18 protein-coding genes are annotated in these 23587 nt (G+C 66.5%); 10 read left to right on the top strand and 8 right to left on the bottom strand.

The annotated features are described in order from the left end of the window. Together HTY53_RS20245 and HTY53_RS20240 are read left to right on the top strand one after the other, a co-directional pair. Positions 1-1692, top strand: a 1692-nt coding sequence (locus tag HTY53_RS20245) for a thiamine pyrophosphate-binding protein (protein WP_302480491.1), incomplete at its 5' end; no start/stop codon positions are given. A 52-nt stretch (positions 1693-1744) separates the two neighbouring features. After that, the gene (locus HTY53_RS20240; protein ID WP_254600038.1) at positions 1745-2821 is read left to right on the top strand and encodes an Ldh family oxidoreductase; all 1077 of its coding nucleotides are present in this window, start codon (positions 1745-1747) and stop codon (positions 2819-2821) included. 30 nt (positions 2822-2851) lie between these two features. Here HTY53_RS20240 and HTY53_RS20235 read toward each other — a convergent pair whose 3' ends face one another. After that, complete coding sequence (locus HTY53_RS20235) at positions 2852-3655, bottom strand: thioesterase family protein (protein ID WP_174108332.1); 804 nt, start codon at positions 3653-3655, stop codon at positions 2852-2854. Next, positions 3639-4619 (bottom strand): Rieske 2Fe-2S domain-containing protein, encoded by a 981-nt coding sequence (locus HTY53_RS20230; protein ID WP_174108330.1) that lies wholly within the window; start codon positions 4617-4619, stop codon positions 3639-3641. The genes HTY53_RS20235 and HTY53_RS20230 overlap by 17 nt, the downstream gene beginning before the upstream one ends. 88 nt (positions 4620-4707) lie before the next feature. Between HTY53_RS20230 and HTY53_RS20225 the strand changes: the two genes are divergently transcribed. From HTY53_RS20225 to HTY53_RS20210, 4 genes are all read left to right on the top strand, one after another. Continuing rightward, positions 4708-5352 (top strand): TetR/AcrR family transcriptional regulator, encoded by a 645-nt coding sequence (locus HTY53_RS20225; protein WP_174108328.1) that lies wholly within the window; start codon positions 4708-4710, stop codon positions 5350-5352. After that, on the top strand, positions 5345-7012 hold the full coding sequence (locus HTY53_RS20220) for an acyl-CoA dehydrogenase family protein (RefSeq protein ID WP_174108326.1): 1668 nt from the start codon (positions 5345-5347) through the stop codon (positions 7010-7012). Before HTY53_RS20225 ends, HTY53_RS20220 begins: the two co-directional genes overlap by 8 nt. A gap of 113 nt (positions 7013-7125) precedes the next feature. Continuing rightward, positions 7126-8637: a class I adenylate-forming enzyme family protein gene (locus tag HTY53_RS20215; RefSeq protein ID WP_174108324.1), complete on the top strand. Its 1512-nt coding sequence runs from the start codon at positions 7126-7128 to the stop codon at positions 8635-8637. A gap of 139 nt (positions 8638-8776) precedes the next feature. After that, on the top strand, positions 8777-9196 hold the full coding sequence (locus HTY53_RS20210; protein ID WP_174108322.1) for an FKBP-type peptidyl-prolyl cis-trans isomerase: 420 nt from the start codon (positions 8777-8779) through the stop codon (positions 9194-9196). A 12-nt stretch (positions 9197-9208) separates the two neighbouring features. On the opposite strand, the gene aac(3)-IVb is transcribed toward HTY53_RS20210, so the two are convergent. After that, entirely contained in the window at positions 9209-10006 is a 798-nt protein-coding gene (gene aac(3)-IVb / locus HTY53_RS20205) for an aminoglycoside N-acetyltransferase AAC(3)-IVb (RefSeq protein WP_174108320.1), read from the bottom strand. Beyond that, a complete protein-coding gene (locus tag HTY53_RS20200; protein WP_174108354.1) occupies positions 9990-10310 on the bottom strand; it encodes a winged helix-turn-helix transcriptional regulator in 321 nt (106 codons plus the stop codon). Before HTY53_RS20200 ends, aac(3)-IVb begins: the two co-directional genes overlap by 17 nt. 116 nt (positions 10311-10426) lie before the next feature. Here HTY53_RS20200 and HTY53_RS20195 point away from each other — a divergent pair, with 116 nt between their 5' ends. Beyond that, complete coding sequence (locus HTY53_RS20195) at positions 10427-11317, top strand: NAD(P)-dependent oxidoreductase (RefSeq protein ID WP_174108318.1); 891 nt, start codon at positions 10427-10429, stop codon at positions 11315-11317. A gap of 33 nt (positions 11318-11350) precedes the next feature. On the opposite strand, the gene HTY53_RS20190 is transcribed toward HTY53_RS20195, so the two are convergent. Then, on the bottom strand, positions 11351-12715 hold the full coding sequence (locus tag HTY53_RS20190; RefSeq protein WP_174108316.1) for a serine hydrolase domain-containing protein: 1365 nt from the start codon (positions 12713-12715) through the stop codon (positions 11351-11353). Between the two features lie 291 nt (positions 12716-13006). Here HTY53_RS20190 and HTY53_RS20185 point away from each other — a divergent pair, with 291 nt between their 5' ends. The 3 genes from HTY53_RS20185 (at position 13007) to HTY53_RS20175 (ending at position 17204) form a co-directional block, all read left to right on the top strand. Continuing rightward, a complete protein-coding gene (locus HTY53_RS20185; RefSeq protein ID WP_174108314.1) occupies positions 13007-14386 on the top strand; it encodes a saccharopine dehydrogenase NADP-binding domain-containing protein in 1380 nt (459 codons plus the stop codon). Between the two features lie 290 nt (positions 14387-14676). Beyond that, positions 14677-16641 carry a Kelch repeat-containing protein gene (locus HTY53_RS20180; RefSeq protein WP_174108313.1) on the top strand — a complete coding sequence of 655 codons (1965 nt, stop codon included), beginning with the start codon at positions 14677-14679 and terminating at the stop codon, positions 16639-16641. A 17-nt stretch (positions 16642-16658) separates the two neighbouring features. Then, entirely contained in the window at positions 16659-17204 is a 546-nt protein-coding gene (locus HTY53_RS20175) for a dihydrofolate reductase family protein (protein ID WP_174108311.1), read from the top strand. Positions 17205-17301: 97 nt separating this feature from the next. On the opposite strand, the gene gyrB is transcribed toward HTY53_RS20175, so the two are convergent. From gyrB to dnaA, 3 genes are all read right to left on the bottom strand, one after another. Continuing rightward, positions 17302-19827, bottom strand: a complete 2526-nt coding sequence (gyrB, locus tag HTY53_RS20170; RefSeq protein ID WP_174108309.1) for a DNA topoisomerase (ATP-hydrolyzing) subunit B — start codon at positions 19825-19827, stop codon at positions 17302-17304. Positions 19828-20051: 224 nt separating this feature from the next. After that, positions 20052-21167 carry a DNA polymerase III subunit beta gene (gene dnaN, locus HTY53_RS20165; RefSeq protein ID WP_023264426.1) on the bottom strand — a complete coding sequence of 372 codons (1116 nt, stop codon included), beginning with the start codon at positions 21165-21167 and terminating at the stop codon, positions 20052-20054. A gap of 322 nt (positions 21168-21489) precedes the next feature. Beyond that, the gene (gene dnaA / locus HTY53_RS20160) at positions 21490-23211 is read right to left on the bottom strand and encodes a chromosomal replication initiator protein DnaA (protein ID WP_174108307.1); all 1722 of its coding nucleotides are present in this window, start codon (positions 23209-23211) and stop codon (positions 21490-21492) included. Positions 23212-23587 lie beyond the last annotated feature (376 nt).

Below are 23587 nucleotides of genomic sequence, written 5' to 3'. Positions count from 1 at the left end.
GCTGCCGCCCCCGCCGCCCCCGCCGCCCCCGCCGCTGCCGCACCGCTCCCTGTCCGCTCGGGCGGCCGCGTGCTGGTCGACGCCCTGCGCATCCACGGCGTCGAACGCGTCTTCTGCGTGCCCGGCGAGAGCTTCCTCGACGTACTCGATGCCCTGCATGACCAGCCCGCCATCGACCTGGTGGTTTGCAAGCATGAGGGCGCGGCCGCCAATATGGCCGAGGCGGACGGCAAGCTGACCGGCCGGCCCGGCATCTGCTTCGTCACGCGTGGGCCGGGCGCGACCCACGCCAGCATCGGCGTGCATATCGCCGCACAGGACTCGACGCCGATGATCCTGTTCGTCGGCCAGATCGCGCGCGCCCACAAGAGGCGCGAAGCGTTCCAGGAGGTCGACTACGGCGCGATGTTTGGCGGCATGGCCAAATGGGTTGCCGAGATCGACGACCCCGCGCGGATCCCCGAGCTGGTGGCGCGCGCGTTCCAGATCGCGACTTCGGGACGTCCCGGCCCCGTGGTGCTGTCGCTGCCGGAGGACGTGCTGGACGGGCAGTGCCAATGCGGCGACGCGGCGCGCTACCGCCCCGTATCGGCGTCGCCGCGTCGCGGCGACGCGCAGGCCGTCGCCGAACTGCTGTCCCAGGCGGTGCGCCCGCTGGTGATCGCGGGCGGCAGCAACTGGAGCCAGGCGGCGGTGGCGGACTTCGCTGCTTTCGTCGATGCGTGGGACCTGCCGGTCGCCTGTGCCTTCCGCCGCCAGGACGTGCTGGATAACCGCGACCCGCACTACATCGGCCACTTGAGCCTGGGCGTCAGCCCCGCACTGGCGACGCGTGTGCGCGAGGCCGACCTGATCTTCGCCTTCGGCACCCGGCTCGGCGATATCGTCACCGATGGCTATACGCTGCTCGAGCCGCCGCGGCCCCGGCAGCGGCTGATCCATCTGCACGCCGACAGCGCCGAACTTGGCCGCGTCTATCAGCCCGATCTCGCCGTGCTGTCCGGCATCGACCAGGGCGCGGCGATGCTGGCCGCCATGCCCGCGCCGGTGTCGTCACGATGGTCCGACTGGACAGCAGCGGCGCGTGCGGAACACGAGGCCTTCGCCACGCCGCCGGCCCCGCATCCGCAAGCCGAAGGCGTCGACATGGGCGGCGTGATGGCGCATCTGAATCGCGTGCTGCCCGACGACGCGATCCTCAGCAACGGCGCCGGCAACTACACGATCTGGCTGCACCGGTTCTTTGCGTATCGCCGCCCGCGCACGCAGCTGGCGCCGACCTGCGGTGCGATGGGCTACGGCCTGCCGGCCGCGATTGCCGCCAAGCTGCGCGAGCCCGGGCGGACCGTGCTCTGTTTCGCCGGCGACGGCTGCTTTCTGATGTATCCGCAGGAACTGGCCACCGCGGCCGCGGCCGGCGCCAACGTGATCGTCGTGCTGGTCAACAATGGCATGTATGGCACGATCCGGATGCATCAGGAGAAGCGCTATCCGGGGCGCGTCAGCGGCACCGCCATCGCCAATCCGGACTTTGTCGCGATGGCGCAGGCTTGCGGCGCATGGGCCGAGCGGATAGACAGTACCGCCGCGTTTGCCGCCGCCTTCGAGCGCGCGCTGGCCGCCGGCCGGCCGGCGGTGCTCGAGCTGTGTACAGACCCGCGCCAGATCACGCCCGCGATGCGGCTGCCGTAGCCCGGCGCGGGCAACGATGGATCGACGACCGACGACCGATACGAGGAAACCGATGACGAACCCATCCGCTTCATCCCGCATGCGCTATCACGCCGCCGCGCTGCGCGACATGGCCGACGCCTTGCTGACCCGCGCCGGCATGCCGGACGATCGCGCCGACGATGTGGCCGACATCCTGATCGAAGGCGATCTGATGGGCCACGACACGCACGGCCTGCAATTGCTGCCGGTCTATCTGACGGAGATCGAGAGCGGCAGCATGCAGGTCGCCGAAGACTACGCCGTGATCTCGGACCGCGCGGCCGTCGCCGCCTGGGACGGCAAGCGCCTGCCCGGGCCGTGGCTGACGCTGCGCGCGCTCGATGTCGCGATGGAGAAGGCGAAGACGTACGGCACCGGCACCGTCACCATTCGCCGCAGCCACCACATCGCCGCGCTGGCGGCCTATCTCGAGCGCGCGACCTCGCAGGGCCTGATGATGCTGCTGTACTCGTCGGCCCCGGCGGCGATGATGGTCGCGCCGTTCGGCGGCACACGAGCGCTGTTCTCGCCGAGCCCGATGGCGGCCGGCATCCCGACGCCGCGCGGCCCCGCGCTGATCGACGTCTCCACGTCGATCACCACGGTGGGACTGACCACGCGCCTCTATCGCGAGGGCAAGCGCCTGCCGCACCCGTGGCTGATCGACGAGCACGGCGAGCCCAGCGACGACCCCGCCGTCCTGCAGGCGCCGCACAAGGGCTCGATCCTGCCGCTCGGCGGTCTGGACGTCGGGCACAAGGGCTACGCGCTGTCGCTGATGGTCGAGGCGCTGACCGCCGGCCTTGCCGGACACGGACGCGACGACCCGGGCCAGCGCTGGGGCAATACGGTCTTCCTGCAGATCCTCGACCCGAAGGCCTTCGCCGGCGACGACGCGTTCGAACACCAGATGGGATGGATCGCCGATGCCTGCGCGCAGAATCCCCCGCGGCCGGGCGTCGAGCAGGTCCGGCTGCCGGGCTGGGCCGCGCTGGACAGGAAGGCAAGGCAGCTGGAGGAAGGCGTCGCGCTGAACCCGGGCATCGTGCCGCAACTGGAACCGTGGCTGCAGAAGTTCGGCGTCGACATGCCGGAGCGGATGGGCTGAAGGCAGACCGCTCCGTTCACCCGTTGGCGCCTATCGCGCCTTGATCAGCAGGCTCTGCTGCGCCACGCCGATCGCGCCGGCTTCGTCGTACAGCGTCGAGGTCGTCAGCCCGATGCCGCTGGGCTGCGCCACCGTGACGGAATCCACGCCGACCCATTCGCCCTGCGGCTGCCGGTGCAGCGAGACGGTCAGGTCCGCGTTCGCGAACACGAAGCGGTCGAGCGGCAGCGCCCAGCTGATGCCGTTGCCGAAGTCGGCGGCGGCCATCGCGCGGGCACTGGGCGGCGTGGGCCAGCCGTCGATCAGCGGCACCGCGAAGCGGAACCACGCGGCGGCGGGGCCTGGCTCGGCGACGCTGCCGGCGGCCACGCGGCTTTCCATCTCCGTGTAGTGAAACGAGGTCTGCTCGGCCATGCCGGGAATGCGGATCGGTTCGCTGCACTGGTCCGGCAGCGGCAACGGGCATGCGGTGGCGGCAGGGATCAGGTCCACCGCCCGCTCGCGCATGAATACCGCGACGCCGCGCACGACGGGCTTGTCCTCATGCATCAGGCTCAAGGCCACGCGTCGCACCGAGCCGCCCGGCTGGACCTCGTGCGTGGCCTGCAGCGGTGCGATCGGTACGGGCCGCAGCAATTCCAGCGTCAGCCGCACCATCGACCATCCCGGCTCGTCGGCCATCGCGCGTTCGGCGATCGCGGCCAGCAGGCCGGCCGGCGCGCCGCCGTGCTGTGCATCCGGGCTCCACGGCCCGCGCGCCAGCGCCGACGGCAGGATGCTGTTGCCGACGTAGGCGAATACGCTCCGCCGATCCTGCTCATTCTGCGATGCCACAGGCCACCTCCCGGATCGGTAGCGTCTCGACCGCGAACTGGCGCGCCCACTCGCGGAACTTCATCACCGGCCCGTCGCCGCGCGCCAGGCTGGGGCGAGGGCGGTGCGCCTTGTGGTTCCAGATCGGCACGTCCTGGCCGACCTGCCGGATCGCCTCGTTGACCAGCTCCAGGCTCATGTCGGGTGCTTCGATTCCGGACAGCCGCGCCATCAGGCTGAAGCGCAATGCCACCTCGTTCGTTTCGCGCGGCGTGATGGCATCGACGAACAGGATCTCGGCCAGGTCGCCGATCCGGAAGCGCACGGTGGCCAGATATGGTCCGTACAGCGTGGTCTGGATGTAGCCCCGCTGCACGCCGCGCGGCGTCTTGAACTGGTGGACGATATTGACGTCGAGCACCGGGCCGCGCGGCTCGAAGCGGTCGACCACCGCGAGGCTTTCCACGCCATGCAGGTAGTGGAAATGCGTGCTGTCGACGATGTTCTCCTGGATCTCCTGCCAGACCGTTCGCACCTGCCAGGCATGGCGGTGATAGCGCGACCATTCGCCATGGCCGTATTCCGGCAGCAGCGGGAATTCGTAAGTCGGCGACCGGTCCTGCGGATGCCACCAGGCCAGGATCAGGCCATTGCGTTCGACGGTCGGCCAGCGGCGCATGCCGCGCGATTGCAACGAGGCATCCGGGCTGTACGGAATGCGCGTGCATTCGCCGCGTCCGTCATAGCGCCAGCCGTGGAAAGGGCACTGGATCTCGTTGCCGACGACGCGTCCGCCATGGCCCAGATGCGCGCCGAGGTGGCGGCAGTAGGCGTCCATCAGATGGGCCGTGCCATCGTGATCGCGCCACAGCACGAACTCCTGCCCGAAGGCCCGCACCGGGCGCACATCGCCGCGCTTGAGCGCATCGCCGTACTCGACCTGGAACCAACCGAACGCATAAGGGCGAAGCGGCAGCCTGTCCATTGCGCGTCTCCTTTCCGTCGAATTTTTCCGAGTCTACAACCAGAAACCCAACCTTGCACGAAGAAATGAAAGCATAGATACTTCTTTCATGCCCTACCGTCGAACCCCCAAAGTCGAAGCTCGCCTGGCGGAAACCCGCGAGCGCATCATCAAGGCCGCGCTCAAGCTGGTGGCGCGTGGCGGCTACGCCGCCGCGAACATTCCGGCCATCGCGGCCGAGGTCGATATTTCGGCCGGCCTGATCTACCGCTACTTCGCCACCAAGGCCGATCTGTTCAACGAGGTGTTCAAGCGCGCCGCGCAGACCGAGATCGACGCCTGCGCCGCCGCGTTCGATACCGAAGGCACCGTGCGCGAGCGCCTGGCCCGGGTGGTCGAGACCTTTGCACGGCGTGCCCTGCGCGGGCGCCAGCTGGCCTGGGCGCTGCTGGCCGAGCCCGTCGATCCGCCGATCGACGCGGCGCGGATGCAGTTTCGCGAGCCGTATCGCGCGATCTTCGCCACCTTGGTGCGGCAGGGCATCGAAGCGGGCGAGATCGCGCCGCAGCATCCGCATATCGTCGGTACCGCCATCGTCGGCGCCATTGCGGAAACGCTGGTGGGGCCGCTCAGTGCACCGCACCCGGACGAGGAGGACGCCGACCTGGTGGCCAGCCTTGTCGCCTTCTGCGTGCAATCCCTAGGACCGCAGCCCGCCGCTGCCCACCCGTCGAGGAGGAGACGGCATGAGTGACTTCCATCAAGCCTCACCCAAATCCAGCAATCGCTTTCGTACCGACCCGACGCTGCGTCTGACGCTGGAACGGCTGCTTCCCGCGGAGGTGTTTGCCGAGGCCAGCCCGTCGCTCGATCGCCTGGGCGAGCGTGCCGTCACCGAACTGCTGCCGCTGGCCGATCAGGCAGAACGCAATCCGCCGCAGCACGTGCCCTACGACCCCTGGGGCCGGCGCGTCGACGAGCTGCGCGTCGATCCGGCCTGGCTGCGGCTGGTGCAGATCGGCCACGAGGAAGGGCTGGTCGCCTTGCCGTACGAAACGCCCTACGGCGAGCATTCGCGCGTGGTGCAGGCCGGGCTGGTCAACCTGTACGACCCCGTCTGCGCGGTCGCCGACTGTCCGCTGGTGATGACCGACGGCGCCGCTCGCCTGCTGCTGCAGCACGACCCGCAACTGGCGCAGCGCTATGTGCCGAAGCTGACCGCCCGGCACGACGCGTGGACCTCGGGCCAATGGATGACCGAGAAGGAGGGCGGCTCCGACGTGGGCCGCAGTTCGACCACGGCGCGCCGGTCGAGCGACGGCACATGGTTGCTGAACGGCACCAAGTGGTTCACCTCGGCCACCACCGGACAGATGGCCCTGGCGCTGGCGCGGCCCGAGGGCGCGCAGCAGGGCAGCCGCGGCCTGTCGCTGTTCCTGGTGGAGCTGCGGCGCGCCGACGGCAGCTGGAACGGCATCGAGATCCGGCGGCTGAAGGACAAGCTGGGCACGCGGGCGCTGCCCACCGCCGAGCTGGACCTGAAAGACACCATCGCCGTGCCGGTCGGCGAGATCGGACAGGGCGTCGGCAAGATGGCGGGCCTGCTCAATATCGCGCGGCTGTGGGCCTCGTGGGGCGGTCCGGCCGGAGTCGGCCATCTGCTGGACCTTGCCCGCGACTACGCGGGCAAGCGCGAGGTCTTCGGCAAGCCGCTGGCGCAGCAGCCAATGCATCGCGCCTGGCTGGCGCGCATCGCCGCCGAATACGAGGCGATGCTCGCGCTCAATTTCCAGACCGCGGCGCTGATCGGTGCGGCCGAACACGGTGCCGACGGCACGCTGTCGCGCTTGATGGCGCCGCTGACCAAGCTCGCCTGCGCACGCCAGGCGGTCTGGGCCGGCAGCGAGCTGCTGGAGAGCTTCGGCGGCGCGGGCTATATCGAGGACACCGGTCTGCCGCGGCTGTTCCGCAATCTGCATGTGCATTGCATCTGGGAGGGCACGACCTCCGTGCTGGCGCACGACGTCCTGCGCGCGCTGCGCGGCTCCGAACATGGCGAGGCCTGGATCGAGGACGTGGTGCGGCGGCTGCGCGGGCTGTCGCTCGATGCGACGCGCGGCCTGCGGCAGCGGATCGAGAACGCGCTCGACACGCTGATTCCGATGATCAATGCCCCGGACGAAGCGCACGGCCGGCGCCTGGCATGGGGCATGGCGCGCACGTATCAGGCCGTGTTGCTGGCCGAGGCGGCGGAATGGCGCCTGCGGGTCAAGCGCGATGCCGCAGGATTGGCCGCGGCCGAACTGTTTTGCGCCGACGGACTGGTGCCGGCGACGGTGCCGGCCACCACTGGCAGCGATATCGCCGCGGCCGTCGATGCGCTGGCGATGGGGACCGCGCGGCCGAACGCATGATGCCGTCGTGCCGATTCGAATCACCGGGGAGGATGTTGCAAGGCAGCCAGTAGACCAACGCCTGGACAAAGGGCAATCGGCCGGATGAAGAACCGGCCCAAGGAGGAGACAGCATGTGGACGATCAATGAGGCGCTGGACAGCGTCAGCCGGCAGCGCAGCTCGGATATCGCCATCGTCGATGGCGCGCAGCGTATCCGCTACGACGAACTCCGACGGCGCGTCAAACACACCGCCGCGTGGCTGCAGGCGCAGGGCGTCGGCAAGGGCGACAAGGTTGCGCTGCAGGGACGCAATTCGGCCGCATGGGTGATCGCCTACTACGCGATCCTGGATATCGGCGCCGTGGCCGTACCGGTCAACCACAAGCTCGCCGCGCCGGAAACCGCCTATATCTTGCAGCACAGCGAAAGCCGGCTGTGGCTGGTCGATGCCGATCTGCATCGCCAGCTGGAAGGCGCGCCGCCGGCGTTTGCCTTGTCCGCCGCCGGCAATGAAGCGGGACTGGGTGTCATTGCGCCGGAGAGCGAGCAGCACGCTTACCGACCGGTCGACGTTGTCGACGACGATCTCGCCGAGCTGCTGTACACGTCCGGCACCACCGGCCGGCCGAAGGGCTGCATGCACTCGCATGCCAACGTGATTCTCGCCGGCACCGGCTCGAGCCTGGTCTATGGACTTGGCCCCGCCGATCGCGTGCTGCTGGCGATGCCGATCTGGCACAGCTTTCCGCTGAACAATCTGCTGGTCGGCAGCCTGTTCGTCGGCGCGACCGTGGTGCTGCTGCCGGAATACCATCCGGTGCGGTTTCTCGAGGCGGTGCAGCAGGAACGCTGCACACTGTTCTTTGGCGCGCCGATCGCGTACCTGATGGCAATGAAGATGGCACCGGACTTCGCCAGCTACGATCTGTCGAGCGTGCGCGCGTGGCTGTATGGCGGCGGCCCCATCGATGCCGGCACGGCGCGGGTGCTGGCCGAACGCTACCGCTCCGAGCGCTTCTATCAGGTCTTCGGCATGACGGAGACCGGCCCCACCGGTACCGCGCTATTGCCCGACGAGCAGGTCGTCAAGGCGGGCTCGATCGGACGGCACGCCGTCAGCGGCTGCACCATCAAGGTCATGCGCGACGAGCAACAGGAAGCCGGTCCCGGCGAAGTCGGCGAAATCTGGATGCGCTGCCAGTCGATGATGCAGGGCTACTACCACGATCCCGCCGCCACCGCCGCGGCGTTCCACGACGGCTGGTATCGCACCGGCGACCTGGTACGGATCGACGAGGACGGCTATCTGTTCATCGTCGACCGCGCCAAGGACATGATCGTCACCGGCGGCGAGAACGTCTATTCCAAGGAGGTCGAGGACGTGCTGGCCGGCCATCCAGCGATCTCGGAAGTGGCGGTGGTCGGCATGCCACATCCGGAGTGGGGCGAGAGCGTGGCGGCGGTGGTGGTGCCGAAGGCTGACAGCAGCGTGGATGTCGAAGACATCCAGGCCTACTGTTCGGATCGGCTGGCGAAGTACAAGGTGCCGAGACAGGTGCGCGTCGTCGAGTCGATGCCGCGCACGCCCACCGGCAAGGTGATGAAGTACCAGTTGCGCGAGCGGCTGCGCGAGTCGGTTTGATGGAGCGGGTAGAGTCGGGGCGGTCCGCCGGGTTGCCGGGCATCGCGGTGGCACGGCGGGCCGTCCCTGGCTCATCTCGACGTCATCGGGGCTCGATCGGTTTATCCTTGTGCCTTCGCTGACTCAACGGATATTCGCGATGACCCGTCTCTCCCTGCTTGCTTCGCTCATTTCGCTCGTTTCGCTCGGCGCGCTGTCGTTTGCCGCGCAGGCAGCCGACCCGGCCCAGACCCTGCCGTCCGGCGTCTCGATCCAGCACCTGACCAAGGGCAATGGCGCATCGCCCAAGGCCACCGATACCGTCAAGGTGCACTACCGCGGCACGTTGACCGACGGCACCGAATTCGACAGCTCGTACAAGCGCGGACAGCCGATCTCGTTCCCGCTCAATCGCGTGATTCCGTGCTGGACCGAGGGCGTGCAGAAGATGCAGGTCGGCGGCAAGGCCAGGCTGGTTTGCCCCGGCAGCACCGCCTATGGCTCGCGCGGCGTACCGGGGACGATTCCGCCGAATGCGACGCTGAACTTCGAAGTCGAACTGCTTGGCATTGGCGGCTGAGCGTCGTGCCCGCTAGGCCGTCCCGATCGACCGCCGCGCGGCATCGCATTCCTCGCAGCCGACCTCGGGCGGATGCAGGAAGACCAGCGGATCGCGAGCCAACTGCCGCAGCACGACATCCACGATGTCCCGCGCCCGCATCAGCCGGGCGCCGGCATTGCCAACGGGGCCTTCACGCTGAAGGCCCTTTTCCTTGAGCCATCCGTCCACCAGATCGAAGCGCTGGCAGCAGTGGTCGTTTTCGAGATAGTCGATGCGAGCCGGCTTGCCGTCTTGCAGCACCGTGCAGTGATGCGGCACGCCGTAGGGCACGCCGGCCATCAGTTCGGCGAGATGAATGGTGGTGTTGGCATCGTGTCCCACCCCCAGCAGCAGCACCTGCCCATCGCGCTCGTGCACGCGGCCCACGGGGCTGGCCGCGATATGGGGCGGCAGCGGCAAGGGATCCGCGGTGATGCGATGCGCCTGCGGTCCCGCCGCGGCGAACGCGAACGGGTGGTCGCTGCGGATGACGCCGGGCCCGCGCCAGAAGGTGTCGGCGACGATGCCGAGGTCCTCGGAGGCCGGCGTGGAAACGGGATCGAACGGGGCATCGTCGTCGTCGCCCCAGGACGGCATCACCAGCGTGCCGGTGGGGCCGACTGCTTCGCGCAGCGCCTCGATCAGTCCTTGCGGGCCCCCTTGCACGGGTTTGACCGAGCGGAACGACGTGTGGACCAGCAGCACGGCGCCGGCCGGCACGCCGAGCGCGCGCAACTGCGCCACCAATTCGGCGTGTTGCCATGCGCGCGGTTCATCGGGATGCCGCATATTTCTGTCCCCATTCGGCGACCGGCCCCAGCGCCCGATTCAATTCGCGACCGGCCGGCGTCAGCGAGTATTCCACACGCGGCGGCACCTCGTGAAAGACCTCGCGGCGCACGATGCCATCCGCCTCCATCTCGCGCAATTGCTGGATCAGCATTTTCTCGGTGATGCCATCGAGCAGTCGGCGAAGCTCTCCGGTCCGCAATGGCTTGGCATGCAACTCGTACAGGATCAGCGCCTTCCATTTGCCGCCGATCACTTCGAACGCCGGGCCGATTCCGCAGTTATAGGGTTGGCTGCGTTTCATCGCATTGGCTTCCATTACTTACCAATTGGATAGTACCTGTCATTTTAGTGCGTACTTGACCGCTAAAACCGTACTTTCGCATACTGCGCCAACACTGACTCGAATGGGGTGCGCAGATGAAAACGATTGCCGTGATTGGCCTCGGCCAGATGGGAACGAAGCTCGCCAGCCTGCTGTTGCAGGCCGGAATGGAAGTGCATGTGTGGAACCGCACGCCGGACAAGGCCGCGCCGTTGGCGAGCCATGGTGCCGTCGTCGCCGATACGGCGGCGCAAGCGGTGGCCGCCGCCGAAGCCCTCGTCATCTGCGTGCACGACTACGCTGCCACGCATGCCATCCTGTCGGCGAATGGAGTCAAGGCCGCGCTGAAGGGAAAGCTGGTGTTGCAGCTGACCACCGGAAGCCCGCAGGACGCGAGGGAACTGGCGGCCGTGGCGCGCGAGGTAGGTGCCGGCTATCTGGACGGCGCCATCCAGGTTGCGCCCGAGCAGATGGGCCAGCCGGATACGACCATCCTCGTTTCGGGAAGCCGTGCCGCGCATGCCGATGCCCGCGATCTGCTGGCGACCCTGGGCGGCAATATCGTCTACCTTGGCGATGACGTTGCCGCCGCGGCCACCATGGATCTGGCGACGCTCTCGTACATCTACGGTGCGTCGATGGGCTTCTTCCAGGGTGCGGCGCTGGCACAGGCCGAGGGGCTCGACGTCGGTGTCTATGGCGGCATCGTCGAAGCGATGTCCCCCTCGTTCGGCGCATTCCTGCGTCACGAGGGCAATGTCGTCGAGAAGGGCGATTTCGCGATCTCGCAGAGCCCGTTGTCGATCTCGGTGGACGCTACCCGGCGGATCGAAGAGGCAATGCGTCGTCAGGGCTTACGCAGCGAACTGCCTGCGCTGATCGCGCAGCTGCTGCGCGACGCGGAAGGCGCGGGATATGGGAACGAGGAATTCGCGGCCGTGACCAAGATCCTGAAAGGGGCGGCGGCACCGGCACCCGTACGTTGAACGGCCCACGTCAAGAAGCTGACGGCCGCGTCCTTACCGGCCAACCGCGCGATGGATGGCCAGCGCGGCTGCGACCATGGCTTCGGACGACTCCAGCACGCGTGCCGGATCGTCGCGCTTGCGCAGGCCCGCGGCGCTGGTCGCGCGCGCCGCGCCATCCGGGCTGGCGGAGAACTTCACCACGGTCAGTTCCTTCGCCGGGTTGATGTAGATCTTCTGCCCGAAGCGCCCGCTGGCCTCGACGCTGCCGTCGCCATCGTTGCGCTGGAACCAGTAGTGGCGGTAGCCATACCCATCGCGGCCAGGCGTGGTGTTGCCGCGTGCGAAGCGCGCCTGATTGGTGGCCGGCTTCAGCGCAATGCGGACCGCCGCCGGCGAAATGCCGCCCGACCCATCGCCCGCCGCCGCGCGGCGTACGGCCTCGGCAAAGCGCGCGGCGTCGCGCAGTGTCGAATTCATGCCGCCACTGGCCATTTCCGTGGTCAGGCGGTCGACCTGGACATAGGCATCGTCCTCGGCAAGGCGCGACCAGATCATATCGGTGACCAGCTGCGACCAGCTCTTGCCGGTAATGCGGCGCAACGCCCATGCGACCGCCTCAGGCGAGCCGTTCTGGTAGTACCAGACACCGCCATCCGCGCTGTGGTCGGGCTGGCCCGTCGCGTGCACGACCTTGAGGAAGTCATAGATGGTATCGGGCGCGTCCGGCTTGCGCGGCACGATGCCGACCGCGCCGAACAGGCCCAGGTCCGGCGGCAACCCTTCGGGGTAACCGACCGGCACCTCCATGTCGAGGTTCTGCTGCACCGTCGCTTCGCCGAACGGATTGCCGGCGAGCTCCGGTACGTACTGAGCGAGCCGCGCCTGCGGATCGAGCTTGCCCCTTTCGATCAGCATGGCGGCCAGCAGCCCCGTGACCGATTTCGTCATCGAGGCCCAGATATGCGGTTGGTACGGACCGAAGCCGGCAAGGTAGCGCTCGTAGACGATCCTGCCCTGGTGCAGCACGATGAAGCCATCGGTATGGGTGTCGCGCAGATAATCCGCGACCGAAATGGTCTTGCCCCCCACCGTGAACGTGGCGCCATCCAGCTCGGTGCCCGGTTGGCCGTCCAGCGCCAGCGGTCGAGAGGCATGCCGGATGCCGGCCGTCGCCGACATTTCGCGGGCATGCCGGAAGGCCCAGCGCATATAGGGCGGCCGCAGACCGCTGCCGCGGCTGAGCTGTCGCTCCGGAGGCGGCGGGAAGCCTTGCATGACTTCGTGTTCGGCAACCGGGGAAGTCGGGCCAGCGTCCTGCGCCTGGGATGCGGCTGGCGACGCAGCGATCAGCGCGACGGCAAAGCAAGGCCAATGGCGTCGAATTGCGGTCGCGAGCCCTGGCGATCGGGTTGGCATGCTGTCTCCGTTTTTTGATGGGGCGCGTGGTGTGGCAGCGCCGCCGTGTGTGCATGGCGTGCGAGCGGTGCCATACCGCTCCGCGGCTTATCATGCGCGGGCTACAGCAGGACAACAATGATGCGCCGGGAATATGGGCATAACCCGGCGGAATGGCGTTCGGTGCCGCGCCGGCAAATGCCCGTTGGCATCGGCGGCACGCGGGAATACCATGGCCTGCGGCAGTCCGCTGTAGCGCGCCGTTCAACGCGGTCCGGGCCGCATCGTCGTCGTCGAGCTGAAGGGTGCAACGTGATCGAGCAAATCGTCATCGTCGGCTTTGGCTGTATCGGGCAGGCCGTGCTGCCGCTGCTGCAACGAGCCTGGCCACGGGCCGCGATCACCGTGGTGGATCGCTCGCTCGACGATCGCCGTCACCAGATCGTGGCGGCGCACGGTCTCGACGCGGTGCAGGCGAGCATTACCGCGGAGACCTTCCACTCCGTGCTTGCGCCGCTGTTGCGCCCCGGCGCCTTTCTGCTGAGCCTGGCGCCCTCCGTCTGCAGCCGCGATCTGATCGCGCTGGCACAGGAACACGGCGCCCTCTACATCGATGCCGGCATCGAGCCCTGGGACTACGCCGACGACACGCGCACCGCGCAGCTGAGCAATTACGCGCTGCGCGAACGGATGCTGGCGTTTGCCCGCGGCCGCGAGAGGCTGCCGACGGCGCTGGTGGCGCATGGCGCCAACCCGGGCATGGTGTCGGTGCTGGTCAAGGCGGCCTTGATGGAGCTCGCCGGCCATGCCGGGCCGGAGCCGGTCGAACCGCAGAATCGCGCAGGCTGGGCCGCGCTCGCACGCCGCCTCGATCTACGCGTCATCCAGATCAGCGAATACGATAGCCAGCAGGCCCCGGGCTTTCCGCGCGATGGCGAATTCGCCAACACCTGGTCCGCCGAGGGCTTCATCACCGAATGCCTGCAGGACGCCGAGCTCGGGTGGGGCACGCACGAACCCGCGCTGCCACCCGGCGGCTACCGTCACAGCGACGGGTGCGGTGCGGCGATCGCGATGAATCGGCCCGGACATCGGACACGCGTGCGCTCATGGTCGCCGGCGCACGGACCGTTCGACGCCTACCTGATTACACACAACGAATCGATCTCGATCGCTGCTTATCTCACCGACGATGCTGGCGATGCCTGCGGTACCGCCGGCCAGCCGCCTTATCGTCCCACCGTCTACTACGCCTATCGCCCCACCGACGCCACGCTCGCCTCGATGCAATGGCTCGACGAGCGCGCCGCGCCGCGTGTACGCGGCGCACGCGTCCTGCGCGACGAAATCGTCGGCGGCGAGGACGAACTGGGCGTGCTGCTGCTCAGCGGCCGCTACGGCGGCATCTGGTACGGCTCGCACCTGGGCATCGAGCGGGCGCGCTCGCTGGCGCCTTACAACTCGGCGACCAGCCTGCAAGTCGCCTCCAGTCTGGTGGCCGGGATGCGATGGGTGCTGGCGAACCCCCGGCGCGGCGTGGTGGAGTCCGATGCGGTGGACTACCGCTCGGTGCTGGCCGATGCCGCGCCGTGGTGGGCGCCGCTGGGCGGGCATCTGACCGATTGGAGGCCAAGGAGGGAAGCGACGTCTTTGGCGATTGGCGAATTCCTGATGGACGCGCCAGCCGCCTGATAGCATCGACCGACTGGATTTTCCATATCCCGGAACACCACGCCATTGGCGCGGCTGGAAAAAAGATCCGTCGCCAAACCATGGGCCATTGCTCGGCATTTGGCGTTAATTATCCCGTCCATTATCTGGTGTATATTTCGCCGATTCCCGAACCATCGCCAATTTCTCGGTTATTTGCATTTCGACCCATATCGAATGCGATTGCCGCGACGGCTGCGTATCGGCATGCACGGTAATACCGTTGCCCTTCGGGAGCGCACCGTCAATCAACGGAATTGGAACCGGGAAAAATGACAACTCTCTTTCGCCATGCCGCAATTCGCCCGCGGCGCCAACTGCAGCGGCCGGGCCAATGGCTGTTGCTGCTGATGTGCCTGTGCTTGCTGTCACTGCTGTCCGCATGTGGCGGCGACGATGACGACGACAAGCAGGCGCCCTCGCCAACCCCGACTCAGCAGGCGCCCGCCGGCCTCAGTTACGGCATGTCCTCGGTCGTCTACGAGCTTGGCACAGCTATCGTGCCAAATCGTCCCAGCGCGAGCGGGGGCGCGGTAGAGCGCTACAGCATCGCACCGGCATTGCCCGCGGGCCTGTCGCTCGATGCGGCAACCGGCGTCATTTCGGGGACGCCCACGACGGTAGTCCCGCCGACGGTCCATGTCGTCACGGCGGAGAACGGCGCCGGCAGCGCGACCACCCGATTGCAGATCGAAGTGCGCAAGACTGCGGTGGCCCCAAGCCAGTTGGCTTACCGGGAGGCCACGGTCGTCTATACCGTGGGCGAGCCCGTCGTCGCAAACGGACCCAGCAACGGTGGCGGACCGATCGATGCCTACACCATTACGCCGGCGCTGCCTGCGGGCCTCGCCTTCGATACGCAGACGGGCGTGATCAGCGGCACGCCAACTGCCGCGGCCCCGGAGGCCGCCTATACGATTACTGGCAGCAATGCGGCCGGCGAGACGACCGTGACATTGCGCATTGCCGTGGAAGCGGCCATCGTGGCGCCCGCCGGCCTGGCGTACAGCTTGCCGGTGGCGCTGTACGTCGCCGGCGAGGCGATCGTGCCGAACGCGCCCGTCGTCACAGGCGGTGCTGCCGCCAGCTTTACGATCGATCCAGCGCTGCCGCCCGGCCTGAGCCTGAATGCACAAAGCGGTGTGATTGCCGGCACCGCAACGACCGTCCAACCGGAAGCGATGTACACCATTACCGCCGCAAATCGCGCAGGCAGCACGACGGCGCAAGTGCGAATCGCCGTGACGGCGCGTGGCAACTGGGTGGCGGCGAGCGCGATGCCGGTGGCCCTGCATTACCTGACCGCGACGACGCTTCTCAATGGCAAGGTACTGGTGGCCAGCGGCCACGGGACATCGGGGCCCACCGGTGCCGCATTCCTTTATGACCCGGCCACGAACCTGTGGGAAACCACTGCCAGCATGGCGAATGCCCGTTATGAAGCGACGGCGACCCGCCTGAAGGACGGCAGAGTGCTCGTCGTCGGCGGGTCGAACAGTACGTCCGCAGAAATCTACGATCCCGTCACGGGTAGCTGGCATGCGGCCGCCAGCTTGTCGCAGGGGCGCTCCCGGCATACTGCCACGCTGCTGCCCGACGGCAAGGTGCTGGTGATCGGTGGCACCACGGCGGGGATTGGCGTGGCTTCGACCGTCGAACGGTATGACCCGGATACCGATACCTGGACGACGATGGCAACCGGTCTGGCCTTTCCCCGCGGCCAGCATGCGGCGACGCTGCTTCCGGGAGGGACGACGGTGCTTGTCGTGGGCGGCATTGGACCGATGGGATCTGCCACCGAAGCCGAGCTGTTTCCTGTGAACGACAGCGGCACGAGCACTCCCGTGCCGTTCCCCGGAGGGGCCGGCGTCATTGCGTTGTCGGAGTTGCTAGGCAACGGCAAGGTCCTGGTCACGGGCATGGGGAACACGGCATGGCTCTACGACCCGATCACCTCGACATGGACGTCCAGCGCCATGAATGAAAGCCGGATGGTCGCCACGATGACGCTGCTGGCCGATGGTCGTGTGTTGGTGGTTGGCGGAAGCAACGGCAGCTTGCGGCTGTCCAGCGCGGAAATCTATAACCCGGATGGCAATGTCTGGACCGTGGCGGCCTCCATGTCGGTGGGGCGGGCAGGAGGCGCGGCAGCGTTGCTCCCGGACGGTAACGTTCTGATGGTCGGAGGATCCGACAATGCCGGCAGCCTCGCCTCGGTGGAGCGGTACCGACCCTGAGCCAATGGAGGCAACCGATGATCACCGCACACGTCTTCATCGCCACAAGCCTGGACGGCTTCATCGCGCGGCCCGATGGGGACATCGGCTGGCTGCTGCAGCGCGACGATCCGAACGAGGACCACGGCTACACGGATTTCATCGCCGACAAGGATTGGATCGTGATGGGCCGCGGCAGCTATGAAAAGGTGGCGAGCTTCGACCCATGGCCTTACGACCGGCCGGTCCTGGTGCTGTCCAGGCAGTTGGCGGGTACGCCGGTGCCGGAGGCGCTGAAGGGCAAGGTCCGCTTCTCGAACCGGACGCCGAAGGAGGCGATGGACGAACTGGCGCGCGAGAACGTGCGTCGCGTTTATGTCGACGGCGGGCAGCTGGTGCAGTCGTTTCTGCGCGAGGGCCTGATCGCGGACATGGTGATCACTACGGTGCCGGTGCTGATCGGCACGGGACGGCCGTTGTTTGGAGAACTGCCGCACGACATCGACCTCGCACTGGTATCGAGCCGCAGCTTTCCTTCCGGGCTGGTGCAGTCGACTTATCGGGTGGTGTCTTCGATGGCCTGAGCGGGCCATAAAAAAACGCCCGACCGGTGTACGGTCGGGCGTCTCGCAGCTTTGGAAGAGGCCGCCTTGCTGCGGCGGCGCTCAATCCGACATCGAATCAAACATCGATATTCCGCGCCACCAGCGCATTGGACTCGATGAAGTTGCGCCGCGGCTCGACCTCGTCGCCCATCAGCGTCGTGAAGATCTGATCGGCTGCGATCGCATCCTCGATCTGTACCTTCAGCAGTCGGCGCTGCGTGACGTCCAGCGTCGTTTCGAACAGCTGCTCGGGGTTCATCTCGCCCAGGCCCTTGTAGCGCTGGCGGGAAACGCCGCGCTCGGCTTCCGACAGCAGCCACTGCATCGCGCCGTGGAAGTCGTTGACGGTCTGCTCGCGCAGCTTCTCGCCTTCGCCGCGGCGGACCTTGGTGCCGACCGGGATCAGGCCCTGGAAGGTCTTGGCCGCAAGCGCCAGCGCGGCGTAGTCGGCGCCGTGGACGAAGTCGGAATCGATGTGCGAGAGGCGCACGTTGCCGTGATGGCGGCGGGCCACCATCAGACGGTGCTTCTCGTTCTTCTCGTCGAACTGCGCGTAGACGTCGGCGGTGCCGTCGTCATTGACCGCGGCGCCGTTCAGGCGCTTGGCGTGCATCTCCGACAGCTTGGCCTTCAGCGCACGGGCCGAGACTTCGGCGGCTTCGGCGCTGTCGAGGTTCAGTTCGACGCCGTCGGCGATCGCGCGCAGCGCGTCGCTGTCGACCACGCGCGACAGGCGGCCGATCACCGCTTCGGCAAGCTGGTACTGGCGCGCCAGTTCGGTCAGCGCTTCGCCGGCGATCTCGCTGCCGTCCGGGCGCAGCAGGCTGGCCTTTTCCATCGCCAGGCGCAGCATGTATGCGTTCAGCTCGTTGTCGTCCTTGATATAGCGCTCGTCCTTGCCGTGCTTGACCTTGTACAGCGGCGGCTGCGCGATATAGACGTAGCCCCGCTCGATGATGTCGGGCATCTGCCGGTAGAAGAAGGTCAGCAGCAGCGTGCGGATGTGCGAGCCGTCGACGTCCGCATCGGTCATGATGATGATGCGGTGATAGCGCAGCTTGTCGAGGTTGTAGTCGTCCTTGCCGATGCCGGTACCGAGCGCCGTGATCAGCGTCAGCACTTCCTGGCTCGACAGCATCTTGTCGAAGCGCGCGCGCTCGACGTTCAGGATCTTGCCCTTGAGCGGCAGGATCGCCTGGAACTTGCGGTCGCGGCCCTGCTTGGCGGAGCCGCCTGCGGAGTCGCCCTCGACCAGGAACAGTTCGGACAGCGCCGGATCGCGCTCCTGGCAGTCGGCGAGCTTGCCCGGCAGACCCATGCCGTCGAACGCGCCCTTGCGGCGGGTCATTTCCCGGGCCTTGCGCGCGGCTTCACGCGCGCGAGCGGCATCGACGATCTTGCCGCAGATGATCTTGGCGTCGTTCGGCGTCTCCAGCAGGAAGTCGGACAGCGCCTTCGATACCAGTTCTTCCACCGGCAGCCGCACTTCCGACGACACCAGCTTGTCCTTGGTCTGCGAGCTGAACTTGGGCTCGGGCACCTTGACCGACAGCACGCAGGACAGGCCTTCGCGCATGTCGTCGCCGGTGGTCTCGACCTTGGCCTTCTTGGCGATCTCGTTTTCTTCGATGTACTTGTTGATGACGCGCGTCATCGCCGCGCGCAGGCCAGTCAGGTGGGTACCGCCATCGCGCTGCGGAATATTGTTGGTGAAGCAGAGCACCTGCTCGTTGAAGCCGTCGTTCCATTGCATCGCCACTTCGACGACGATGCCTTCCTTCTCGGCATTGGCGTAGAAGATGTTCGGATGCAGCACCGACTTGGCGCGATTGATGTACTCGACGAAACCCTTGACGCCGCCCGAGAACGCGAAATCCTCTTCCTTGCCGTTGCGCTGGTCGGTCAAGCGAATATGCACGCCGTTATTGAGGAACGACAGTTCGCGGATGCGCTTGGAAAGGATCTCGTAGTGGAATTCGACGTTGGTAAAGATTTCCTCGTCGGCGAGGAAATGCACTTCGGTGCCGCGCTTGTCGGTCGGGCCGAGCACCTTCATCGGCGAGACTTCGACCGGCTGGCCGTCCGGACCGGTGACGGTCTCGACGATGCGGTTCTGCACCGCGCCCTGGGCGAACTCGATGAAATGCGCCTGGCCGTCGCGGCGCACCGTCAGGCGCAGCCATTTGGACAGCGCGTTGACGCAGGACACGCCGACGCCGTGCAGGCCGCCCGAGACCTTGTAGCTGTTCTGGTTGAACTTGCCGCCGGCGTGCAGCTCGGTCATCGCAATTTCCGCGGCGCTGCGCTTGGGCTCGTGCTTGTCGTCGAACTTGATGCCGGACGGGATGCCGCGGCCGTTGTCGATGATCGAGATCGAGTTGTCGGTGTGGATCGTGACCTGGATTTCCGTGCAGTAGCCGGCCAGCGCTTCGTCGATGGAGTTGTCCAGCACCTCGAACACGAGGTGATGCAGGCCGGTGCCGTCCGAGGTGTCGCCGATATACATGCCCGGCCGCTTGCGTACCGCCTCCAGGCCTTCCAGGATCTGGATCGAGGAGGCGCCGTAGCTGTTTTCCTGTTGCGGGTTCTGCTCTTGGGTCATGTTTTCCTACTCACGGCAAATGCGGGGAGCGCGGCGCGCCGGGTTACGACGCGGCCATCGGCTCTCCGCATGGCGGTTACATAAAAACGGCAAAGGGGCGGATCGCCATGATCCTGCCCCTGCTACTGCGGGTCGGTCGCGCGGGCTGTTTGCCCGCTGCGAGAGCCGTAGCCTGCCGTTCGATGCTCCGGATTCTGCGTATCTTGCGATCCTTTACCGGAACATCAGATGCGCATCGGCATGACGACGTATTTGAAGTTGTCGTCTTCCGGCACGGTGATCAGCGCGCTCGAATTCGAGTCGCCGAGGCTGACCTGGACCTGCTCGCTCTTGAGGTTGCCCAGCACGTCGAGCAGATAGGTCACGTTGAAACCGATATCGAGCGCATCGCCCGAATAATCGAGTTCGAGCTCTTCCTGCGCCTCTTCCTGATCGGCGTTGGTCGAGCTGATTTTCAGGGTGTGCGTATCGAGAATGCAGCGCACGCCCTTGAACTTGTCGGTGGTCAGGATCGCGGTGCGTTGCAGCGCCTGCTGCAGCTTGATGCGATCGATCGCGAAGGCGTTCTTGTAGCCCTTCGGAATCACCCGCTGGAAATCGGGGAACTTGCCTTCGACCAGCTTCGAGATCAGTTCGACATTGGCGAAGGTGAACTTGATCTGGTTCGCGGCCAGCTGTACCTGCACCGGATCGTCGTTGTCCTCGAGCAGGCGTTGCAGTTCCAGGATGGTCTTGCGAGGGATGATGACTTCCTGCCGTGCGCCGGCGCCCGCCGCTTCCTGTTCGAGCTCGACCGCGCAGTAGGCCAGGCGGTGGCCGTCGGTGGCGACCGCCATCAGCTTCTTGCCGTCGACTACCAGCAGCATGCCGTTCAGGTAGTAGCGAATGTCCTGCTGAGCCATCGCGAAATGCACCATCGCCAGCAGATGCTTGAACGTCTTCTGCGGCAGCGTAACGCTCGCGTTGAATTCGGTGGCTTCGGCGACCGTCGGGAATTCCTCGGCGGCCAGGGTCTGCAGCGCGAAGCGGCTCTTGCCCGATTGCACCGTCATCCGCTTGTCCGACAGCGACAGCGCGACATCGCCGTCGGGCATTGCGCGCAGGATATCGAGCAGCTTGCGCGCGGCCACGGTGGTGGCCACGTCGTCGCTGCCGACGCCGCATTCGGCGTGCGTGGTGATCTGGATTTCGATATCGGTGGACAGGAAGGAGACGTTGGCGCCGGACTTGCGGATCAGCAGGTTGGCCAGGATCGGGAGGGTGTGGCGGCGCTCCACGATGCCGCTCACGATTTGCAGCGGACGCAGCAGATTGTCTCGCGAGGTTTTGACCAATTGCATTGAATATGTCCTTCGTCGTTTATAGTCAGCGTCCGCCGGGTGTCTTGCGCAACTCCAAAATCACTTAGGAATCAAGGAGTTAAGGTCGCATTTTACCTCGGATCGGGCGGCTCGGCAAAGCCGGACGATGTGTGGCTCGTGCGCATATTGTGCATCAAAAGCCACGATCCCCCAACAATTGCCAATCGCCCGCAAAGCCTTGTGCCGCGCGGGTTTGCGGGCTGCCGCCGGGCATTTTGGCGTCCCGCGGCAGCGCGCGGCGCGCAGACCACAGTATGCCAGCCCGCCGGACCGGTGCCGCAAAATCCCCGGCGCCGGGTTTTCAACCCTTCAGGGTCTGTTCCAGAACGTGCAGTTCGTGATTGAGCTGGGCGTCCTTGCTGCGCTCGTCGGCGATCTTGCGTACCGCGTGCAGCACGGTGGTGTGGTCGCGTCCCCCGAACAGCTCGCCGATCTCGGGAAGGCTCTTCTGCGTCAATTCCTTGGCCAGATACATGGCGATCTGCCGCGGCCGTGCAATATTGGCAGGCCGCTTTTTGGAATACATATCGGCGACCTTGATGTTGTAGAAGTCGGCGCAGGTCTTCTGAATGTTTTCTACCGAAATCTGCCGGTTTTGTACGGTCAACAGATCCTTCAGCGCTTCACGCGTGACCTCGATCGTGATGTCCTTGCCGTGGAAGTTCGAAAACGCCAGGATCTTGCGCAGCGCGCCTTCGAGCTCGCGTACGTTCGAGCGCAGATGTTTTGCGACAAAGAAGGCCACTTCCTCAGGCACAGAAACATTTTCCGCGGCGGCCTTCTTCATCAGGATCGCGACGCGCATTTCCAGTTCGGGCGGCTCGATGGCGACGGTCAGGCCCGAATCGAAGCGCGAGATCAGCCGGTCGTCGATACCTGTGATTTCCTTCGGATAGGTGTCGCTGGTGATGATGACCTGGGCGCGATTGGCGATCAGCGCCTCGAACGCATAGAAGAATTCTTCCTGCGTGCGGTTCTTGCCGGAGAAGAACTGGATGTCGTCGATCAGCAACAGGTCGAGCGAGTGGTAATAACGCTTGAACTCGTCGAAGGCCTTGCGCTGATACGCCTTGACCACGTCGGAGACGTACTGCTCGGCATGGATATAGCGGATCCGGGCGCGCGGGTTCTCCATCAGCATGAAGTTGCCGATCGCGTGGATCAGGTGGGTCTTGCCCAGGCCGACGCCGCCATACAGATAGAGCGGGTTGTAGGACTTGCCGGGATTGTTGGCGACCTGGATCGCCGCCGCGCGCGCGAGCTGGTTCGCCTTGCCGGTGACGAAATTGTCGAAGGTCAGGATCGGGTTGAGCCGCGAGCGCTCATGTACCGTGTCCGCCGGCTGCTGGCCGGGCATCGGCTGCTGCGCGACCCGATACGAGCGGGCCGCGGCTTCGGCAGGGTCCAGTTGCGGCACATCGACATCGACGACGTCGGCGCCGATCGCCTGGCCGCCGCCCGGGTAGGGGGCCGCGGACGGGTTGCCCATGCCGCCACCGATACCGCCGTGCAGGCCGCCGTGGATGCCACCATACGCGGCCGGCGCGGCAACGCCGGCACCCGGTTGCTCCGGCGCGCCATACATCAGCGCGCCCGGGCCGGGCGCCTGGCCGCCGTGCGCGGGCGGCTGCCCCATCGCCTGGCCGGCGCCGTAAGCTGGCGCCAGATGGGCGGCCGGACCCGCGCCCCCGGGGGCGGCCGGATCCTGGGCGGGACCGTACTGGCCGGCCGGATTGCCGGCGGCCTGATAGCCGTTCGCCGCCGCACGTCCCGACGCGGTAGGGTCGAGGACGAAGTGGACGCTCACCTGCGCTTCCCAGTACTCGCAAGCGAGCGCGGTGATGCGCCCCGAGAACTGGCTCTTGACCCAGTCGAGCTTGAAGCGGTTGGGCGCGGCGATGCGCAGCGACAGGGCGTCCTCGTCGAACGCCACCGGCGCGAGCGGCTTGATCCAGGTTTTGAACTGTTGAGGCGTCAGTTCGCGCTCGAGCTGCGCGGCTGCCGCCTGCCAGAAATCTTGCATCGGTTGTTGTTGGGTAGTGCCACGGCTGCCTGTCGTCACGTCAGCAGTCTTTCGAGTCCCAATAAAAAAGGGCGCCGCTGTCTCCCGAGTGCCGGCATGGCGGCTACCGCAGCCGGCCTGTCGGGTCCCCCGCCCGCCAAGCCGCCTAACCGTCATGTCCTGCACACCTCGGGTTGTGCGTGCGCCACGCAGGCCGTGTTGTGTTTGGACCGGGATTGTACCCCCCGGCCCAAGTTATCCACAAAGGATAAGTCTGTGGACAACTTGTGAAAATTCGGTGGATGACTGTGCACAACATGCAAGCCCGCAGCGCCGCAGTCGGCACTTATAGTGGCCAATCGCTTGATTTAAAAGGGGATTGTCCTTCGCATCACGC

This window comes from Cupriavidus gilardii (genome assembly GCF_013314895.1).
Taxonomy (GTDB): Bacteria; Pseudomonadota; Gammaproteobacteria; order Burkholderiales; family Burkholderiaceae; genus Cupriavidus; species Cupriavidus gilardii_C.
This window is presented reverse-complemented; position numbering and strand designations above follow the sequence as displayed.